The organism is Ramlibacter montanisoli, from assembly GCF_013087525.1.
Lineage (GTDB): Bacteria > Pseudomonadota > Gammaproteobacteria > Burkholderiales > Burkholderiaceae_C > Ramlibacter > Ramlibacter montanisoli.
The window spans coordinates 1,733,073-1,752,238 of sequence record NZ_JABFCS010000001.1; the positions used below are offsets into that span (position 1 = coordinate 1,733,073).

General features: G+C 69.6%; 14 protein-coding genes and 3 pseudogenes. 7 read left to right on the plus strand and 10 right to left on the minus strand.

Annotation, left to right across the window (positions count from 1 at the left end):
* Positions 1-543 carry an inorganic diphosphatase gene (gene ppa, locus HK415_RS08670; protein ID WP_171558204.1) on the minus strand — a complete coding sequence of 181 codons (543 nt, stop codon included), beginning with the start codon at positions 541-543 and terminating at the stop codon, positions 1-3.
* 230 nt (positions 544-773) lie between these two features.
* On the opposite strand from ppa, the pseudogene HK415_RS08675 reads away from it, so the two are divergent.
* From HK415_RS08675 to HK415_RS08685, 3 genes and pseudogenes are all read left to right on the plus strand, one after another.
* Positions 774-3,007, plus strand: a pseudogene (locus tag HK415_RS08675) (sodium-translocating pyrophosphatase).
* Positions 3,008-3,131: 124 nt separating this feature from the next.
* The gene (locus HK415_RS08680; RefSeq protein WP_171558206.1) at positions 3,132-3,950 is read left to right on the plus strand and encodes a metal-dependent hydrolase; all 819 of its coding nucleotides are present in this window, start codon (positions 3,132-3,134) and stop codon (positions 3,948-3,950) included.
* 25 nt (positions 3,951-3,975) lie between these two features.
* On the plus strand, positions 3,976-5,409 hold the full coding sequence (locus HK415_RS08685; protein WP_171558209.1) for an aldehyde dehydrogenase family protein: 1,434 nt from the start codon (positions 3,976-3,978) through the stop codon (positions 5,407-5,409).
* Between the two features lie 30 nt (positions 5,410-5,439).
* On the opposite strand, the gene HK415_RS08690 is transcribed toward HK415_RS08685, so the two are convergent.
* From HK415_RS08690 to HK415_RS08715, 6 genes are all read right to left on the minus strand, one after another.
* Positions 5,440-6,015, minus strand: a complete 576-nt coding sequence (locus HK415_RS08690) for a hypothetical protein (protein ID WP_171558211.1) — start codon at positions 6,013-6,015, stop codon at positions 5,440-5,442.
* Positions 6,016-6,017: 2 nt separating this feature from the next.
* Positions 6,018-7,205, minus strand: coding sequence for a M48 family metalloprotease (locus HK415_RS08695; protein ID WP_171558214.1), 1,188 nt, complete (start codon positions 7,203-7,205; stop codon positions 6,018-6,020).
* Entirely contained in the window at positions 7,202-7,933 is a 732-nt protein-coding gene (locus tag HK415_RS08700; protein ID WP_171558217.1) for a hypothetical protein, read from the minus strand. Before HK415_RS08700 ends, HK415_RS08695 begins: the two co-directional genes overlap by 4 nt.
* A 41-nt stretch (positions 7,934-7,974) precedes the next feature.
* A complete protein-coding gene (locus tag HK415_RS08705) occupies positions 7,975-8,595 on the minus strand; it encodes a hypothetical protein (protein ID WP_171558219.1) in 621 nt (206 codons plus the stop codon).
* Positions 8,595-9,404, minus strand: coding sequence for a M48 family metalloprotease (locus HK415_RS08710; RefSeq protein ID WP_171558221.1), 810 nt, complete (start codon positions 9,402-9,404; stop codon positions 8,595-8,597). Before HK415_RS08710 ends, HK415_RS08705 begins: the two co-directional genes overlap by 1 nt.
* Positions 9,405-9,784: 380 nt before the next feature.
* A complete protein-coding gene (locus HK415_RS08715) occupies positions 9,785-10,510 on the minus strand; it encodes a hypothetical protein (protein ID WP_171558224.1) in 726 nt (241 codons plus the stop codon).
* Between the two features lie 187 nt (positions 10,511-10,697).
* Here HK415_RS08715 and HK415_RS08720 point away from each other — a divergent pair, with 187 nt between their 5' ends.
* The 4 genes from HK415_RS08720 (at position 10,698) to moeA (ending at position 14,533) form a co-directional block, all read left to right on the plus strand.
* The gene (locus tag HK415_RS08720; RefSeq protein ID WP_171558226.1) at positions 10,698-11,456 is read left to right on the plus strand and encodes an SDR family oxidoreductase; all 759 of its coding nucleotides are present in this window, start codon (positions 10,698-10,700) and stop codon (positions 11,454-11,456) included.
* Between the two features lie 74 nt (positions 11,457-11,530).
* Positions 11,531-12,646, plus strand: coding sequence for a GTP 3',8-cyclase MoaA (gene moaA, locus HK415_RS08725; protein ID WP_171558229.1), 1,116 nt, complete (start codon positions 11,531-11,533; stop codon positions 12,644-12,646).
* A 7-nt stretch (positions 12,647-12,653) separates the two neighbouring features.
* Entirely contained in the window at positions 12,654-13,268 is a 615-nt protein-coding gene (mobA, locus tag HK415_RS08730; protein WP_171558232.1) for a molybdenum cofactor guanylyltransferase MobA, read from the plus strand.
* Positions 13,265-14,533 (plus strand): molybdopterin molybdotransferase MoeA, encoded by a 1,269-nt coding sequence (moeA, locus tag HK415_RS08735; RefSeq protein ID WP_171558234.1) that lies wholly within the window; start codon positions 13,265-13,267, stop codon positions 14,531-14,533. The genes mobA and moeA overlap by 4 nt, the downstream gene beginning before the upstream one ends.
* A gap of 71 nt (positions 14,534-14,604) precedes the next feature.
* Here moeA and HK415_RS08740 read toward each other — a convergent pair.
* The 3 genes and pseudogenes from HK415_RS08740 to HK415_RS08750 all read right to left on the minus strand — a co-directional run bounded on the left by HK415_RS08740 (position 14,605) and on the right by HK415_RS08750 (position 19,159).
* Positions 14,605-15,691 (minus strand): annotated as a pseudogene (locus HK415_RS08740) (WD40/YVTN/BNR-like repeat-containing protein).
* A gap of 1 nt (position 15,692) precedes the next feature.
* Positions 15,693-15,962, minus strand: a complete 270-nt coding sequence (locus tag HK415_RS08745; protein ID WP_171558237.1) for a MoaD/ThiS family protein — start codon at positions 15,960-15,962, stop codon at positions 15,693-15,695.
* 52 nt (positions 15,963-16,014) lie between these two features.
* A pseudogene (locus HK415_RS08750) lies at positions 16,015-19,159 on the minus strand (efflux RND transporter permease subunit).
* Between the last annotated feature and the right edge of the window lie 7 nt (positions 19,160-19,166).

Here is a 19,166-nt window from a genome sequence, read left to right on the forward strand (position 1 = left end):
TCAGCCCGCCGGGTGTTCCTTGCGGTAGTTCTCGATGCCGTCGAGGACCTCGCGCTTGGCCGACTCCGGGCCTTCCCAGCCCAGCACCTTCACCCACTTGCCGGGCTCCAGGTCCTTGTAGTGCTCGAAGAAGTGGGAGATCGTCTTCAGCCGCAGCGGATTCAGGTCTTCCGGCTTCTGCCACTGCGTGTACAGGCTCAGCACCTTCTCGATCGGCACGGCCAGCACCTTGGCGTCGTCGCCGGCCTCGTCCTGCATCTTCAGGATGCCGATCGGGCGGCAGGTCACCACCACGCCCGGGATCAGCGGCACGGGCGTGATCACCAGCACGTCGACCGGGTCGCCGTCGCCGCTGATGGTCTTGGGCACGTAGCCGTAGTTGGTCGGGTAGTGCATCGCCGTGCTCATGAAGCGGTCGACGAAGATGGCGCCCGTCTCCTTGTCCACCTCGTACTTCACGGGGTCGGCGTTCATCGGGATCTCGATGATCACGTTGAAGGCGTCGGGAACATGCTTGCCGGGGGTGACTTGGTCGAGGGACATGGTTGTTTCGTTCTGACTGCGAAGGGGGGATCGGATCGGGGGAAACCCTGATTTTAGTCAATGACACTACCGACGCCTTACACAGTCATTTCTGTGTAAAGCCTTTACTGATAGAGTGCGCCGGTTGGCCAATCGCCTCCTGTGCGGAGTGACGAGGAAGCAACGCAGCGGGGGTTCCGCGGCGTTGGCGCCCCCTCGAAGACTCAAGCGAAACGACAGGAGAAACTTCAATGACTGGCAACTCGGCGCTGATCCTGGCGCTCGTCTGCGGCTTTGCGGCCGTGGCCTACGGCTTCTGGGCCCCCAGCTGGATCCTCTCGCAGGACGCGGGCAATCCCCGGATGCAGGAAATCGCGGCGGCCATCCAGGCCGGCGCAGCCTACCTGGCGCGGCAGTACCGCACCATCGCGATCGTCGGCGTCGTCCTGGCGATCCTGATCGCCGTCTTCCTCGACATGCAGACCGCCGTCGGCTTCATCATCGGCGCCATCCTGTCGGGAGCCTGCGGCTTCATCGGCATGAACGTGTCGGTGCGCGCCAACGTGCGCACGGCGCAGGCGGCCACCCGCGGCATCGGCCCGGCGCTGGACGTGGCCTTCCGCGGCGGCGCCATCACCGGCATGCTGGTGGTCGGCCTGGGCCTGCTGGGCGTCACGGCCTTCTACTGGTTCCTGGTGGGCAACGGCAACCTGACGCCGGACCGCAAGCTGGCCACGCTGCTGAACCCGCTGATCGGCTTCGCCTTCGGCTCCTCGCTGATCTCGATCTTCGCCCGCCTGGGCGGCGGCATCTTCACCAAGGGTGCGGACGTCGGCGCGGACCTGGTGGGCAAGGTGGAAGCGGGCATCCCGGAAGACGACCCCCGCAACTTCCCGCCGTGATCGCCGACAACGTGGGCGACAACGTGGGTGACTGCGCCGGCATGGCCGCCGACCTGTTCGAGACCTATGCCGTGACGCTGATCGCCACCATGGTGCTGGGCGCCCTGCTGATCACCGCCGCGCCCGTGAACGCCGTGCTGTACCCGCTGGCGCTGGGCGGCGTGTCCATCATCGCCTCCATCATCGGCTGCTTCTTCGTCAAGGCCTCGCCCGGCATGAAGAACGTGATGCCGGCCCTGTACAAGGGCCTGATCGTCGCCGGCGTGCTGTCGCTGATCGCCTTCTTCTTCGTCACCAAGTGGCTGATCCCCGACAACGCGGTCACCGCCTCCGGCAGCCAGATGCGCCTGTTCGGCGCCTGCGTCGTGGGCCTGGCCCTGACCGGCCTGCTGGTGTGGATCACCGAGTACTACACCGGCACGCAGTACAAGCCGGTGCAGCACGTGGCGCAAGCCTCCACCACCGGCCACGGCACCAACATCATCGCCGGCCTCGGCGTGTCGATGCGTTCCACCGCCTGGCCCGTGATCTTCGTGTGCGGCGCGATCATCATCTCCTACTGGCTGGCCGGCCTGTACGGCATCGCCATCGCCGCGACCGCCATGCTCTCCATGGCCGGCATCGTGGTGGCCCTGGACGCCTACGGCCCGATCACCGACAACGCCGGCGGCATCGCCGAGATGTCGGAAATGCCCGCCTCCGTGCGTGACATCACCGACCCGCTGGACGCCGTGGGCAACACCACCAAGGCCGTGACCAAGGGCTACGCGATCGGTTCCGCCGGCCTGGCCGCGCTGGTGCTGTTCGCCGACTACACGCACAAGCTGGAGACCTACGGCCGCCAGATCAGCTTCGACCTGTCGGACCCGATGGTGATCGTGGGCCTGTTCATCGGCGGCCTGATCCCCTACCTGTTCGGCGCCATGGCGATGGAGGCCGTGGGCCGCGCCGCCGGTTCCGTGGTGGTGGAAGTGCGCCGCCAGTTCCGCGAGATCAAGGGCATCATGGAAGGCACCGCCAAGCCGGAATACGGCGTCGCGGTGGACATGCTGACCAAGGCGGCGATCAAGGAAATGATGATCCCGTCGCTGCTGCCGGTGGTGGTGCCCATCGTCGTCGGCCTGGTGCTCGGCCCCAAGGCCCTGGGCGGCCTGCTGATGGGAACGATCGTGACGGGCCTGTTCGTCGCCATCTCCATGTGCACGGGCGGCGGCGCCTGGGACAACGCCAAGAAGTACATCGAAGACGGCCACCACGGCGGCAAGGGCTCGGAAGCGCACAAGGCGGCCGTGACCGGCGACACCGTGGGCGACCCCTACAAGGACACGGCCGGTCCGGCGGTCAACCCGCTGATCAAGATCATCAACATCGTGGCGCTGCTGATCGTGCCGCTGGTGGTGAAGTTCCACGGCGCCGATGCGACGGCCGCGACGCCGCCTGCTCCCGTGTCGGCCACCGCCCCGGCTGCGGGCGTGTCCTATCCCGCCCCGGTGACCCCTGCCCCCGCGCCCGCGACGGCCGCCGCTCCGGCTGCCGCGCAGGCAGCCGCACCGGCCGCATCGGCTGCATCGGCCGCGCGATGAAGCAAGGCCCGCTGTCGCGGGCCTTGTTCTTTCGTGCATTCCCCGGCGTTGACACCGCCCGCTCCAGCATGCGAAGCTGCCGCCCGCGCCTGCCCGTGCGGCGGGCCTTTCCCTTCCCGACTGCATGACCGACCTCGTCGTCCGCCGCCTCCTCGTCGACATGGAGCAGCCCGTCGCGCGCCACTGGTGCGCGGGCGATGCGTTCCGCACCGCGTTGTTCAACGCGCTGTCGATGAGCTTTCCCGTGGGCGAGCAGTTCTTCATCGACTCCGTGCGCAACGGCTTCAAGGCGCTGCCTGCGCAGAAGCAGGAGCAGTTCCGCGCCGAAGTCCAGGGCTTCATCGGCCAGGAAGCGACGCACCGCCGCCTGCACTCGCTCTACAACGCGCACCTGGACAGGCTGGGCCTGGTGAACGACTGGGAGCCGCGCGCCCGCGAGCGCCTCAAGCAGATGGAAGGCCTGGACGTGCGCCACTGGCTGGGCATCACCGCCGCCAACGAGCACTTCACGGCGATCTTCGCGGACTTCATGCTGCGCAACGCCGACCTGCTGGGCGAGCAGGACCCGCGGCTGGCCACGCTGTGGCTGTGGCACAGCGCCGAGGAGTCCGAGCACAAGAGCACCGCCTTCGACCTGTACCAGGCACTGGGCGGCAGCCACGAATGGCGCGTCAAGTGGATGCGGCAGGTGACCTTCTTCTTCCTGACCGACACGCTGCGCCAGACCGCCAGCAACCTGCGGCGGGACGGCACGCTGTGGAAGTGGAGCACATGGAAGAGCGCGGCCAGCTACCTGTTCGGCCGGCGCGGGCTGGTCACCCTGACGTACCAGCCCTGGCGGGCGTATTTCCGCCGGGATTTCCATCCCAGCCAGCAGGATTCCAGTGCCTCGGTGGCCTGGCTGCGGGAGCACGGCGACAGCTTCGTGCCCGTGGGCGGCTGAGCGCGTTCAGGGGCAAAATCGCCCCATGCAACTCCATTACATCGGCAACTCCGCCGTGCGCTCCTCCAGCGAGCGCACCCTGCCCGTCATCGACCCGTCCGACGGCCAGACCTACGACACCATCCAGCGTGGCACGCCGGAAGACATCGATGCGGCCGTGCGGGCCGCCCGCCAGTGCTTCGACGGTCCCTGGAGCAAGCTGAGCGCCGCCGAGCGCGGCCGCCTGCTGATGCGCTTGTCGCTCAAGGTCAGCGAGTGCGTGGACGAACTCGCCGCCATCGAGCAGCGCGACTGCGGCAAGCCCACCAAGCAGGCCCGCGCCGACGCGGTGGCGCTGGCCCGCTACTTCGAGTTCTACGCCGGCGCCTGCGACAAGCTGCACGGCGAGACCCTGCCCTACCAGGACGGCTACACGGTGCTGACCTGGCGCGAGCCGCACGGCGTCACGGGCCACGTCATCCCGTGGAACTACCCGATGCAGATCTTCGGCCGCAGCGTGGGCGGCGCGCTGGCCGCGGGCAACGTGTGTGTGGTCAAGCCTTCCGAGGACGCCTGCCTGTCGCTGATCCGCGTGGCGCAGCTCGCCGCCGAAGTGGGCTTCCCCGCCGGCGCCATCAACATCGTCACCGGCTTCGGCCACGAGGTCGGCGACGCGCTGGCGCGCCATGCCGGCATCGACCACATCAGCTTCACCGGCAGCCCCAAGGTCGGCACGCTGATCCAGCAGGTGGCGGCCGAGCGGCACTGCCCGGTGACGCTGGAACTGGGCGGCAAGAGCCCGCAGATCGTCTTTGCGGATGCCGACGTGGAACAGGTGCTGCCGGTGGTGATCAACGCGATCGTGCAGAACGCGGGACAGACCTGCTCCGCCGGTTCGCGCCTGCTGGTGGAACAAAGCCTGTACGAGCCGCTGCTGGCCCGCCTGGGCGAGGCCTTTTCGAAACTGCGCGTCGGCCCGGCGGCGATGGACCTGGACGTCGGCCCGCTGATCCGCCAGTCGCAGCAGCAGCGCGTGTGGGACTTCCTGTCCGACGCGCAGCACGTGGGCATCCCGGTCGTCGCGCAGGGCACCGTGGTGGACGAGGCGCCCGAGTCCGGCTTCTACCAGGCCCCCACGCTGCTGCGCGACGTGCCCATGACGCACCGCCTGGCGCAGGAGGAAGTGTTCGGGCCGGTGCTGGCCGCCATGAGCTTCCGCGACGAGGACCATGCGGTGGAACTCGCCAATGGCACGCACTTCGGGCTGGTGGCCGGCATCTGGACGCGCGACGGCTCGCGCATGCTGCGCATGGCCAGGCGCGTGAGGAGCGGCCAGGTCTTCATCAACAACTACGGCGCCGGCGGCGGCGTGGAACTGCCCTTCGGCGGCGTGAAGTCCTCGGGCTACGGCCGCGAGAAGGGCTTCGAGGCACTGTACGGGTTCACCACGCTGAAGACGGTGGCGATCAAGCACGGCTGAAGCCGCGCGCCGCCACCGCGCATCTGTGCGCTACTTGATCATCGCCGTCTTCACCACCGCCTCCGCCTTGGGCGCCAGGCGCTTGAAGAAGGCGAGGTCGGGCGCGTGGTAGGTGGCGGCGTAGAGCTCGTCGTTGCGCACCGCGGCCCAGCCCATGCCGCGCATCTGCAGGTCGGTCCTCTTCGTCGTCACCAGGAACTCGAAGCGCACGCCGGAAGTGCCGGCGAAGGTGCCCGGCTCGATGCGGGTGATCTTCACCTGCGAGCCGTCGGCGGCGTACATGATCTCGAACAGGCTCACCAGCTGGTCCGGCGTCATCTTGCCGGTGAAGGTCGGCACGCGCGCGTCCTTCTTGCCCGCCGCGGCCGGCGGCAGCGTGACGATCGGCTTGCCCGCCGGCAGGCCGGCCCACAGCCGCAGCTGGTCCAGCGCCGCGCCTTCCTGGGTCCACACCTCGTAAGGCTGGCCCGGGGAGTTGAGGCGGTTCCAGGCGTCCGGCAGCTTGACCGCCAGCTTGTTGTTCACCGTCTGGTCGCCCTCGACCTTGACGACGGCCGCACAGCCGGCCAGCAGCACCGCCAACACGATCGCAAGAATTCTTTGCATGGTCATTTCACTTCCGTCAGGTAGGTCTGGATGAGGGCCGCGTCGCCCGCGTCGGGCGCCAGCGCCAGGTATTTCTCGAAGGCCGCGTTGGCAGCTGCGCCATCCTCGCGCCGGCGGTGCAGCAGGCCCAGGGAGCGGAACAGCTCGGCCGGCGCCTTCTCCAGCGCGGCGCCCTTTTGCAGGTCGGCCAGCGCCGGGGCGAGATCCTCGTCCTTGCCGCGCTGGCGCAGGACTTCGCCGCGCCCGTAGAGGAACTGCGGGTCCTCGGGACGCAGCTTCAGCTTGCGGTTGAACAGCTCGAGGCTTTCCTCGAACTGGCCGCGCCGCAGTTCTTCCTGCAGCCAGTCCAGCCGGTGCGGCGCCATCACGCGATCGAGTTCCTCGGCGCCCAGCTTGCCGCCGCCGTCCCCGGCGATCTTCAGCAGGGCGTTGCGGCGGTCGCCGGCCGGCGGGTGCGAGGCAAACAGCGCGCTGCGCTGGCCGACGTCGTCGCCGCCACGGATCTTAAGCTCCGCCAGCAGGTCGTCCCAGATCTGCGCCGCCTGCCGGCCGTCGTAGCCCGCTTCGCGCAGCAGGCGCATGCCGATCTGGTCGGCGCGCAGTTCCTGGTCCCGCGAGAAGCCCATGGCGCTGGCCGCCACCCCGAGGCTGGCGACGGCGCCGGCCAGGCCGAACATCGCCAGCGCGGTCATCGCCGCCGCCTTGTTCTTCAGGTCGCGCAGGCGCTCCACCGTGTGGCGCTCCAGGTAGTGACCCAGTTCGTGCCCCAGCACCGCGGCGAGCTGCGCCTCGTTGTCCACCCGCAGCAGGAGGCCGGACCAGACCTGCATGGCGCCGTTGGGCGCCATCGTGGCGTTGAACTGCGCCGTCCGCACGACGTAGACGCGCACGTCCGCGCAATGCTGCTCGCCGCCCAGGCGGCAGACGATGTCGCGCAGGTAGGCGGTCAGCGCGGGATCGCGCACGACCAGCGGGCTGCGCCGCATGCGGGTCTCCTCGCGGTCCATCATCGACCAGAGGCCGCCCTCGTCGGTGTCGAGCGAGGGCCGCAGGAAGCGCGGCGGCGACTTCCATTCCGCGGGCGCCTGCGCCAATGCGCCGGTGCCGAGCCCGAGCGCGCCGAAGGCCGCGCAATGCCGGCAGGCCGAACGCAGGAAGGCGCGCCGCCCGCCCTGCTCCACGGCGCTCATCGCAGGGCGGGGAAAGTCTTGAGCAGGGCCTCGACGGTCTCTTCGGCCGCCTTGGGCTCGCGCAGGTCGCCCGAGGCGCGCGCGAGGTTGTTGAACCAGACGATGCGGCCGCTCTTGAGGTCCACCAGCGAGGCGTAGCCGACCTGCTGGCCGCCGGCCGGGATGATGGCCAGGCCGAAGGCCGCGCCGACGATGGTCATCGCCACCATGGCGGCCTTGCGTTCGGCGCTGGCGTAGCTGTCGCGCACCCAGAAGAACAGCGCGTAGTCGGCACTGGTGCGATCGTGCAGGGGCTTCACCGCTTCGCCGAGCGTCCAGTCGAGGGCGTCGTTCTTGGTGGGCAGCGCCGGCATCTTCATCATGTGGTGCAGGAACACGGCCTCGGCCACGGTGCCGTGCAGGGCATTGAGCTGCCCGAGTTCGTCAAGGTCGGCTTCCTTCAGCTCCTGGATGTCGCCGGCGACCACTTCCTTGCGCGCCATGAGAGCGGTGCGGAAGTGCTTGTGCGCGGCGTCGGTCCAGTCCGCGCGGGGTTCGATCACGCCGCCGCCGCTCACGGAGAACAGCTCCATGTCGGCCGGGACGATCACCAGCCTGGAGCCGGCGGGCCGGCTGCTGAAACCCGGCGCCAGGTTGCGCGAAGGCGTCTGCGCTTCGGCGACCGTGCCCCACATGGTTGCGACTGCCAGCAATGCCGCTGCCGCGGCGCGAATCCGCTTCTTGTCCATCTTCCCCTCCGTGCTTGTAGGGGAATTCTAGGAGCGTCCCGTCAGGACTTGCGCGGGACTTCGCGGATTCGTGCGCTTTTCACCACCGTCTCCGCCATCGGGAGGAGGCGCTGGTAGAACGCCAGCCTGGGCGCCACGAAGGTCGCCGCATAGAGCTCCTCGCCCCAGGTGGCGTCCGGCCTCACCGCGACCCAGCCCACGCCCTGCATCTCCAGATCGTCGCGCCGGCGGGACAGCGTGAACTCGAAGCGCACGCCGTTCTGGCCGGCAAAGACCGCCGGCTGCACCCGGGTGATGGTCACCGTGCCGGCCGTGGCGTACAGCTCCTCGAACAGGCTCACCAGCTTCTCCGCCGGCAGGCCCGGACGGAAGGTGGGCACGCGCGGCTCCTTGGCGTCGGAGGCGCGCGAGAACACGGCGGGCTTGGTCATGAGCGGCTGCCCCGGCCGCACGCCGCCCCAGAAGCGCAGGTGGTCGAGCGGGATGCCTTCCTGCGTCCAGGTGTCGTAGGGGTCCACGTCCCAGGGATCGCTGACCCGGTTCCAGGCGTCGGTGAGGTGCACCACCAGCCGGTCGTTGACGACCTGCTCGCCGTCCATGCGGCTCACGTTGGCGCAGGCGGCCAGCAGCAGCGCCAGCACGATGGGGATCAGGCGCTTCATCACTTCATCTCCGCCAGGTAGCCGCGCAGCAGGTCGGCGTCGGGCGCCTGCGGCGCCTGCGCCAGGTAGGTTTCGAAGGCCTTGACGGCGGCCCCGCGGTCGTTGCGCTGCCGGTGCAGCAGGCCCAGCGAACGGAAGGTCTCCGCCGGCGCCTTGGCCAGCCGGCTCGCGCCGTCCAGGTCGGCCAGCGCCTTCTCCACGTCGCCTCCGTCGTCGCGCAGGCGGTACACCTCGCCGCGCGAGAACAGCACGTCGGCGTCGCGTGCGTCCTTCTTCAGCATGCGGTCGAACAGCACCAGGCTCTCCTCGTACTGCCCGCGCTTGACCTCGTCCTGCAGCCAGCCGAAGCGCAGCGGCGCGATCGCCTTGCGGTAGCTGTCGGCGCCCAGGTTGCCGCCCGCATCGCCCGCCATCTGCAGCAGCTCGTCGCGCCGGCCGGCGGTGGTGGGATGGGTCTCGAACATGTCGCCGCGCTTGCCCGCGTCCTTGCCGCCGGTCACGCGCAGTTCGGCCAGCAGGTTGTCCCAGACGGCGGCGGCTTCCCGTCCGTCGTAGCCGGCGTGCCGCATCAGGCGCATGCCCATGCGGTCGGCGCGCGTCTCGTGCTCGCGCGAGAAGGCGAACATGTTGGCCAGCAGGCCGATCTGGCCGACGAAGGTGCCGATGCCGCCCACCATGCCGACCATGGTGGAGAGGATGGCGCGGTCCTTGGCGGCCCGCAGCTGCTCCACCTGGTGGCGCTCCAGGTAGTGGCCCAGCTCGTGGCCCAGGATGGCGGCCAGCTGCGCCTCGTTCTCCACCCGCAGCATCAGGCCGCTCCCACACCAGCATCATGCCGTTGGGGGCCATCAGCGCGTTGAAGTGCGGCACCCGCACCGCGTGCACGCGGATGTCGGGGCAGTGGCCGTCGCTCAGGCGGCAGACCATGTCCGTCAGGTAGTTCTTGAGCGAGTCGTCCTTGATCACCAGCGGGCTGCGCTTGATGCGCGTTTCCTCGCGGTCCACCAGGCCCCACAGGCCGCCCTCGTCGGTGTCGGCGGCCGGACGGCTGAAGCGGGGCGGCACCTTGATGGCGGAGAGGTCCTGCGCGAGCGAGGGCAGGCCGGCCAGGGCACCGAAGCCCAGGCAGTGGCGGCAGGCCGAGCGCAGGAAGCCCCGGCGGCCTTGTTCAGGAGGGTTCATGGCGGCCTCAGGGCTGGATGGCGGGGAAGCCCTTGAGCAGGGTGTCCACCGTTTCGAGTGCGGGTGCGGGCTCGCGCAGGTCGCCGGACATGCGGTCCAGCCGGTTGAACCAGACGATGCGGCCCGTGTTCAGGTCCACCAGCGAGGCGTAGCCCACCTGCTCGCCGCCCAGGCTGATCGCCCCCAGCGCCGCCAGGCCGATCATCATCGCCTTGCGCTCCTTGCTGGCGTAGCTGTCGCGCATCCAGGTGAAGAGCGCGTAGTCGGCGCCGGTGCGCTGCTGGAGCGGCCGCACCGCATCGCCCAGCGACCAGTTCAGGCGCTCCTGCTTGGTGGGCAGCTGCATCAGGCCGCGGCCGTAGTGGTGGATCATGACGGCGTCGGCCACGGCGCGATGCAGCGTGGTGATGTCGGCGAACTCGTCGGCCTCGGCGGCGTTCATGCGCGTGACCTTGCTGCCCAGGCGCGGGCGCTGCGCCTCCAGGGCGGCGGCGAAATTGGCCTGCGCGGCGCGCGTCCAGTCGTCGCGCGGCTCGACCACGCCGCCGGCGCTCATGGAGAACAGCTCCATGTCGGCGGGCAGGATCAGCAGCCGCGAATCGGCGCTGCGGGCGGTGAAGCCGGGGGCGAGCTGCCTGGAGCTGGCCTCCTGGGCCTGGGCGGTGACGGTGGCGGTGGCCAGCAACGTGGCCAGCAGCAGCGGTCGGGTGGTGCGCGATGCGAATGCGGGCATGTGGTACTCCTGCCTCGGACGGGAAGCCGCGGCACCCGAGAAAAGCCGCGGCGGAAATCAGCAACAATCGCACTTTATGCAGGGCTACGCCGGGGTCCAGTGACTGAGCGCTGCCCCGGGTAAATCTGTGCCGCCGCCACTAATTTTTCACGGGCGCGCGGGTTCCCCACATCGCGAAGGAAGCAACATGCGCGTCAAGGACAAATCCATCATCGTCACCGGTGCCGGCGGCGGCATCGGCGAAGGCATCGCCCATCGGCTCGCCGAAGAGGGCGCGCAGGTGCTGGTGAACGACATCGATGCGGCCAAGGGCGAAGCCGTGGCGGCCGCGATCCGCGCCAAGGGCGGGCGGGCCAGCTTCTTCCGCGCCGACGTCACCCGGTCCGCCGAGGTGAAGGCGCTGGTGGAGGCCGCCGTGCAGCGCCACGGCAAGCTGGACGTGGTGGTGAACAACGCCGGCTGGACGCACCGCAACCGCCCCGCGCTGGAAGTCAGCGAGGAGGAGTTCGACCGCGTCTATGCCATCAACATGAAGAGCATCTACCTGTCGACCATCCACGCGGTGCCGGCCTTCCGGGCGAACAAGGGCGGCGTCTTCATCAACATCGCCTCCACCGCCGGCGTGCGGCCGCGCCCGGGCCTGACCTGGTACAACGGCTCCAAGGGCGCGGTGATCACCACCAGCAAGTCGCTGGCCGCCGAATTCGGGCCGGACAACATCCGCGTGAACTGCATCAACCCGGTGTTCAACCCGGACACCGGCCTGTCGGCGGAGTTCGCCGGCGGGCCCGTGGACGAGGCGCGGCGCGCCAGGTTCCTGGCCACCATCCCGCTGGGCCGCTTCTCGACGGCCCTGGACGTCGCCAATGCCGCCCTGTACCTCTCCAGCGACGAGGCAGCCTTCTCCGGGGTCTGCATCGAGGTGGACGGCGCCCGCTGCGTCTAGGGGGAAGCCCTAGGCCGGGTCGGAATTGACCTGGGTCCATTGGAATCGGCGGGCCCCGCCCGCACAATCCGCCCATGGCTGAACGCGTGATCCCGCTGGTCGACCAGCGCCTGACGGCGCTGCGCGCCGCCCTGCCCGCGCAACCCGTCGCCGCCACCGGACTGGTGGCCGACACGCTGGGCCGGCCGTTGCGCGACCTGCGCATCAGCGTCACCGACCGCTGCAACTTCCGCTGCAGCTACTGCATGCCCAAGGAGGTGTTCGACAAGGACTACCAGTACCTGCCGCATGCCTCGCTGTTGAGCTTCGAGGAGATCACGCGCGTGGCGCGCCAGTTCCTGGCCCACGGCGTGCGCAAGATCCGCCTCACCGGCGGCGAACCGCTGCTGCGCAAGAACATCGAGATCCTGGTGTCGCAGCTGTCCGAGCTGCGCACGGTCGAAGGCACGCCGCCGGAACTGACGCTCACCTCCAACGGCTCGCTGCTGGCGCGCAAGGCGCGGGCGCTGAAGGACGCCGGCCTGCAGCGCGTGACGGTCAGCCTCGACGGGCTGGACGACGCCGTGTTCCGCCGCATGAACGACGTGGACTTCCCGGTCGCCGAGGTGCTGGAAGGCATCGCGGCGGCGCGCGAGGCGGGCCTGGGGCCGGTCAAGGTCAACATGGTGGTCAAGCGCGGCACCAACGACCACGAGATCCTGCCGATGGCGCGCCACTTCCGCGGCACCGGCATCGTGCTGCGCTTCATCGAATACATGGACGTGGGCGCCACCAACGGCTGGCGCATGGACGAAGTCATGCCGTCCGCCGAAGTGCGCGAGCGGCTCGCCTCCGAATTCGCGCTGACCGCGCTGGAAGCCGCCGCGCCCGGCGAAACCGCGGAGCGCTGGGGCTACGCCGACGGCGCCGGCGAGGTCGGCTTCATCAGCAGCGTGACCAAGGCCTTCTGCGGCGACTGCAACCGCGCACGCCTGTCCACCGAAGGCAAGCTCTACCTCTGCCTGTTCGCCAGCAACGGCTGGGACCTGCGCTCGCTGGTCCGCGGCGGCGCCTCCGACGAGGAACTGGCCTCCGCCATCGGCCACATCTGGCAGGGACGCTCGGACCGCTACTCCGAGCTGCGCGGCACCATGGCCGCCGACCCCGGCACCGGCGGCCGCCGCGTGGAGATGAGCTACATCGGCGGATAATCCGCCGATGATTTCCAAGGAAGACGTGACCGGCGTGATCCTCGCCGGCGGCCGCGGCTCGCGCATGGGCGGGGTCGACAAGGGCCTGCAGAATTTCCGCGGCATGCCCATGGGGATGTTCACCCTGATGCGCCTGGCACCGCAGGTCGGCGAGGTGATGATCAACGCCAACCGCAACCTGTCCGCCTACGAATCCTTCGGCGTGCCGGTCTGGCCCGACGGAATCGGCGACTACGCGGGCCCGCTGGCCGGCTTCCTGACCGGCCTGGAGCACTGCGAAACCGAATACCTCGTCACCGTGCCCTGCGACACCCCGCTGTTCCCGCAGGACCTGGTCGCACGGCTGGCCGAGGCGCTGGAACGCGAGGACGCCGAGATCGCGATGGCGGCGGCGCGCGAGGACGACGGGCAGGTCCGCTCGCAGCCCGTGTTCTCGCTGATGAAGCGCGAGCTGATGGAAAGCCTGGTGCGCTTCACGCAGGGAGGCGGCCGCAAGATCGACGCGTGGACGGCGCAGCACCGCACCGTGCTGGTTCCCTTCGACCGCGAAGGCGACGCGCCTTCCGGCTTCTCCAACGCCAACACGCTCGCGGAGCTGCACCAGCTGGAAGAGAAGCGATGACGCGCAGCATCGCCGAAATCGCGGCGCAGCTGCAGGGCTACGACCCGCAGGCGCTGTCCGCCGACGGCGTCGGCGACTTCCTCTCGCGCCTGGTCGCTCCGGTCTCTGAAACCGAAAGCGTGGGCGTGCTCGACGCATTGGGGCGCGTCCTGGCGAAGGACCTGGTCTCCCCGATCAGCGTGCCGCCGCACGACAACTCCGCCATGGACGGCTATGCCTTCGACGGCGCGCAGCTCGCGCAAGGCGCGCTGCAGCTGGAAGTGGTGGGCACGGCGCTGGCCGGCAAGGCCTGGCAAGGCAGCGTACGCCCCGGCCAGTGCGTGAAGATCATGACCGGCGCCGTGATGCCGGCCGGCCTGGACACCGTGGTGCCGCAGGAGTTCACCAAGACGCAGGCCGACGGCCGCGTGGAGATCCCCGCCGGCCTGCTGCAGCCGGGCGACAACCGCCGCTGCAAGGGCGAGGACCTGATGGAAGGCCGCCCTGCCCTGCGCGCCGGCGAGCGCATCGGGCCGGCCGCATGCGGACTGGTCGCGAGCCTCGGCGTCCCGCGCGTCGACGTGTTCCGCCGGCTCAAGGTGGCCTACTTCTCCACGGGCGACGAGATCCTCAGCTTCGGCGAGCCGCCGCGCGAGGGTGCCGTCTACGACAGCAACCGCTACACCGTGCACGGGCTGCTGACGCTCCTCGGCTGCGAGGTGATCGACCTGGGCGTCGTGCGCGACGAGCCGGCCCTGCTGGAACAGGCCTTCCGCGACGCGGCCGCCCGCGCCGACGCGCTCATCACCAGCGGCGGCGTGAGCGTGGGCGAGGCCGACTTCACCAAGGCCATGATGAAGAAGCTGGGCGACGTGGCGTTCTGGAAGATCGCGATGCGTCCCGGGCGGCCGATGGCCGTGGGCCGCATCGGCCAGGCCGCACTGTTCGGCCTGCCGGGCAATCCGGTCGCCGTCATGGTCACCTTCCTTGCCTTCGTGCGCCCCGCGCTGCTGCGCATGATGGGCGCGCGCGTGACCGAGCCGGTGCTGCTGAAGGCGCACAGCGCCGAAGCCATGCGCAAGAAGCCGGGCCGCACCGAGTACCAGCGCGGCATCGTCATGCGCACGCAGGACGGCCGGCTGGAAGTGCGCACCACGGGCAACCAGGGCTCGGGCGTGCTCAGCTCCATGGTGCAGGCCAATGGCTTGATCGTGCTGCACCACGCGCAGGGGAACGTCGCGGTCGGCGACGAGGTGGACGTGATGATGTTCGAGGGAGTGATCTAACTGGGGTTCGCTGCGCTCACCACCAGCCTACGCGCCGGCAGGCTGGCGGTGAGGCAAGGCCGAACCCCAGCTCACGCGAACCGCACCACCGCGATCGGCGGCAAGTCCCGCGACAGGCACTCCCACCGCTCCCCGCCGTCCTCGCTGACCCACAAGCCCCCGGTCGTCGACCCTATCGCCAGCGTCTGCCCGTCGGCCGCGCAGGCGAGGCCGTGCCGGTACACCAGGTGGTACGCATCCCGCGCCGGCAGGCCCTCGCCGTGCGCCTGGAAGCTCGCCGCGCCGTCGCGCGTGACCGTCACCACCATGCGGCCGTCCACCGGCATGCGCTGCGCGTCCGAATGCGCCGGCACGAACCAGGCGGTGTGCGGGTCCACCGGATGCGCGGCCACCGCGAAGCCGAAGCCGCTCGGCTGCGGCGCGGGGACGTTGCTCCAGTGCAGCCCGCCGTCGGTGGAGCGGTACATGCCGCAATGGTGCTGCGCCCACAGCATGTCGGGCTGCGCGGCGCAGGCGGCGATGCGGTGCACGTCCTGGATGTTTCCGTCGAAGCGGCGCTCCTGAGGCATGTAGGCGCCGGCGTCCATGCCTTCCGAGGTGTTGGTCCAGGTGGTGCCCCCATCGCGGGTCTGCCACACGCCGGCGCAGGACACGGCGATCGTGACGTGGCCGGCGTCGCGCGGGTCCACGAGGATCGAATGGATGCCGGCGTGGTCGTAGCCGCCGCCGAACCAGTCCTTGCGGTCCGGGCGGTACCAGAGGCTCTCGACCAGGCGCCAGCTCGCGCCGCGGTCTTCCGACACGAACAGGCCGGCCGGCATCGCCCCGGCCCACAGGCGTCCGGGGCCTGCTTCCAGCGCCCACAGCAGGTCCACCGTCAGGGGGCGTGGCATCGTCCTTCCACGGCCCTTCGGTGGGCTTGGGCGGGAAGGCGGGCGTCGCCACTTCCTCCCAGCTCGCGCCGCGGTCGCTGCTGCGCTTGAGCTTCACGCCGAAGTGGCCCAGGCGCAAAGCGGCGTACCAGTCGCCGCCCTGCGGATCGACCAGCACCTGGGTCACCGGCTCGCCCGGGAAGTGCGGCTGGCCCAGGCGCCAGCCGGCGGCCGTGCGCTGGACGACGAACAGGCCCTTGCGGGTTCCCACCTGCAGCTGCTGCATCTCAACCTCCGGTCAGGGCCTGGATCACCATCACGCGGTCGCCGCGCTCCAGCCCGCGGTCGAGCGCGCCATCGCGCTGGAGCATGTCGCCGTTGACGAACACGGCCACGTGCTTGCGCACGCCACCCTGCTCGTCCAGCACGTAGCCCTTCAATGCGGGAGCCGCGGTGAACGCGGCCTCGAGCGCGGCGCGCACGGTCGGTGCCTGCACCTCCTGGGGCGGACAAGCCACGTGCCGCGTCAGGGCGGGTGCGAAGGTGACCGTGGGCATGCGCGGGATTGCACACCCGCGCCGCGCGCCGGTCAACCGCGGACGTACGGTGTTACTTGGCGACCAGCTCGCCGTGGGGATGCGCCTGCTCGCGTGCCTCGGCCTTGTTGGCCCCGGGCACTTCCCTGCGCGCGAACAGCATGTACATCGTCGGCACCACGAAGATGGTGAGCAGCGTGCCCAGGGACATGCCGCCCACGATCACCCAGCCGATCTGCGTGCGGCTCTCGGCACCGGCACCGGAGGCCAGCGCCAGCGGCAGTGCGCCCAGCACCATGGCGCCGGTGGTCATCAGGATCGGTCGCAGGCGCTGCGAAGCGGCCTTGATGATCGCCTCCACCATCTCCAGCCCCTGCTCGCGCAGCTGGTTGGCGAACTCCACGATCAGGATGCCGTGCTTGGTGATCAGGCCCACCAGCGTGATCAGGCCGATCTGCGAGTACACGTTGAGCGAGCCCCGGACCACTTCAGCGCCAGCAGCGCGCCGATCATCGACAGCGGCACCGACAGCATGATCACCAGCGGGTCGACGAAGCTCTCGAACTGCGCCGCCAGCACCAGGAAGATGAAGAACAGGGCCAGCACGAACACGATGGCCAGCGCGCCCTGCGAGTTGCGGAACTCGCGCGAGGTGCCGTTCAGTTCGGTGGTGTAGCCGGTCTTCAGCACCTTGCTCGCGGTCTGGTCGAGGAAGGTCAGCGCCTGCCCCAGCGAGTAGTCGGGCGACAGGCTGGCCGTGATCGACACCGAGCGCCGCTGGCCGAAGTGGTTCAGCTCGCGCGGGCTCACGCTCTCGCGCACCTTCACCAGCGCCGACAGCGGGATCATGGTGTCGTTGCGGCCGCGCACGTTGATGCCGTCGATGTCCTCCGGCGTCGAGCGGCCGCTGGCCTGCGTCTGCACGATCACGTCGTACTGCTCGGCGTCGCGCTTGTAGCGGGTGACGATGCGGCCGCCCAGCATGGTCTCCAGCGCCTTGGCCACCACTTCCACGCTCACGCCCATGTCGGCGGCCTTCTCGCGGTCCACGTCGATGCGCAAGCTCCGGCTTGTTCAGGCGCAGGTCGATGTCGGGCGAGACGATGCCCGGGTTCTTCGCGATCTCGTCCATCATCTGCCGCGCCACGCGGCTCAGGTTCTCGTAGCTGTCCGAGGTCTGGATCACGAAGTTCACCGGCCGCTCGCGGAAGCCCTGTCCGAGCGAGGGCGGCGTGATGATGAAGGCATTGACGCCCGGCAGCGAGTTGGTCTTGGGCCCCAGTTCGCGCGCCAGGTCCAGCGTGGTGCGCTCGCGCTTTTCCCAGTCGATCGTGCGGTACACCACGCTCGCCTGCGACACGGTCGGATTGCCGACGTTGGCGAAGATGCGGTCGAATTCCTTGTAGGGCTGGCCGATCTTCTCCAGCGCCTGCGCGTAGCGGTCGGTGTAGTCCAGCGTCGAGCCGTCCGGCGCGTTGACGCTGGCCAGGATGGTGCCGCGGTCTTCCAGCGGCGACAGTTCCTGCTTCATGGTCGGCCAGACGGCAGCGATCGCCAAGGCACTGGTGACCATCACGCCGATCACCAGCCAGCGCGCCTGCAGCACCCGGCCCATGAAGGCGCCGCTGCCCGGGCGCGGCTGCCAGCGCTTGAGCAGCACCCAGCGCAGCACGCGCTCGTAGCCGCCGGACAGCGCGTTCAGCCAGCGCTCCATGTGGCCGTCGAACCAGGTCGGGTTCGGGTTGTGGCGCAGCAGCTTGGCGCACATCATCGGCGTGAGCGTCAGGGCCACGAAGCCCGACACCACCACCGAGCCGGCCAGCGCCAGCGCGAATTCCACGAACAGGCGCCCGGTGCGGCCCGGCGTGAAGGCCAGCGGCGCGTACACGGCCACCAGCGTCAGCGTCATCGTGATCACCGCGAAGCCGATCTCGCGCGCGCCCTTGATCGCCGCCGAGAACGGGTCCAGCCCCTCCTCGATGTGCCGGAAGATGTTCTCCAGCATCACGATCGCGTCGTCCACCACCAGGCCGATGGCCAGCACCAGCGCCAGCAGCGTCAGCGTGTTGATGGTGAAGCCGGCCAGCGCCATCATGGCGAAGGTGCCGATCAGCGAGACCGGGATCGTGACGATGGGGATGATCGAAGCGCGGAAGGTCCGCAGGAACACGAAGATCACCAGCGCCACCAGGAGGATGGCCTCGCCGATGGTCGTGTACACGTTCTTCACCGAGCGGTCGATGAACAGCGAATTGTCGTTCGCCACCTCGATGTTGACGTCCGCCGGCAGGTCCGCCTTCAGCTTGGGCATCATCTCGCGCACGCCCTCGGACAGCTGCAGCGGGTTGGCCGTGGCCTGGCGGATGACGCCCGCGGAAATCGCGCTCTTGCCGTTCAGGCGGACCCGGCTGCGCTCGTCGGCAGCCGCCTCCTGCACGCGCGCCACGTCGCGGATCTTCACCGGGAAGCCGTTGACGTTGCGGATCACGATCTCGCCGAACTGGGCGGGACGGACCAGGTCGGTCTGCGAGGTCACGCTGAACTCGCGCTGCTGCGACTCGATGCGGCCCGCGGGCGCAGCTCAGGTTGCTGCGGCGGATCGCGTCTTCCACGTCCTGCGTGGTCAGGCGGTAGCCGGCCAGCTTGTCCGGGTCCAGCCACACGCGCATGGCGTACTTGCGCTCGCCGTAGATGCGCACGTCGGCCACGCCGGTCACCGTCTGCAGCCGCGGCTTGGCGATGCGGTTGACCAGGTCGTTGATCTGCAGCGGATTGAGCGTGTCGCTGGTGAAGGCCAGCCAGATCACCGGGAAGGCGTCGGCCTCCACCTTGGCGATCACCGGCTCCTCGATGGCCTGCGGCAGGCGGTTGCGCACGCGCGAGGTTCGATCCCGCACTTCCGCCGCCGCGGCGTCGGCATCCTTCTCCAGCCGGAAGCGCACCGAGATCTGGCTCTGCTCGGCGCGGCTGATGGAGGTGATCACGTCCACCGCGTCGATGCCGGCGATGGAGTCCTCCAGCGGCTTGGTCACCTGCGACTCGATCACCTCGGCCGACGCGCCCGGGTAGCGCGTCGTGACCGTCACCATCGGCTCGTCGATCTTGGGGTACTCGCGCACCGACAGGCGCGTGAAGCTCACCAGGCCGACCAGCAGCACCAGCAGCGACAGCACCGTGGCGAACACGGGCCGCCGGATCGCGATCTCGGGCAATTGCATGGAAAGC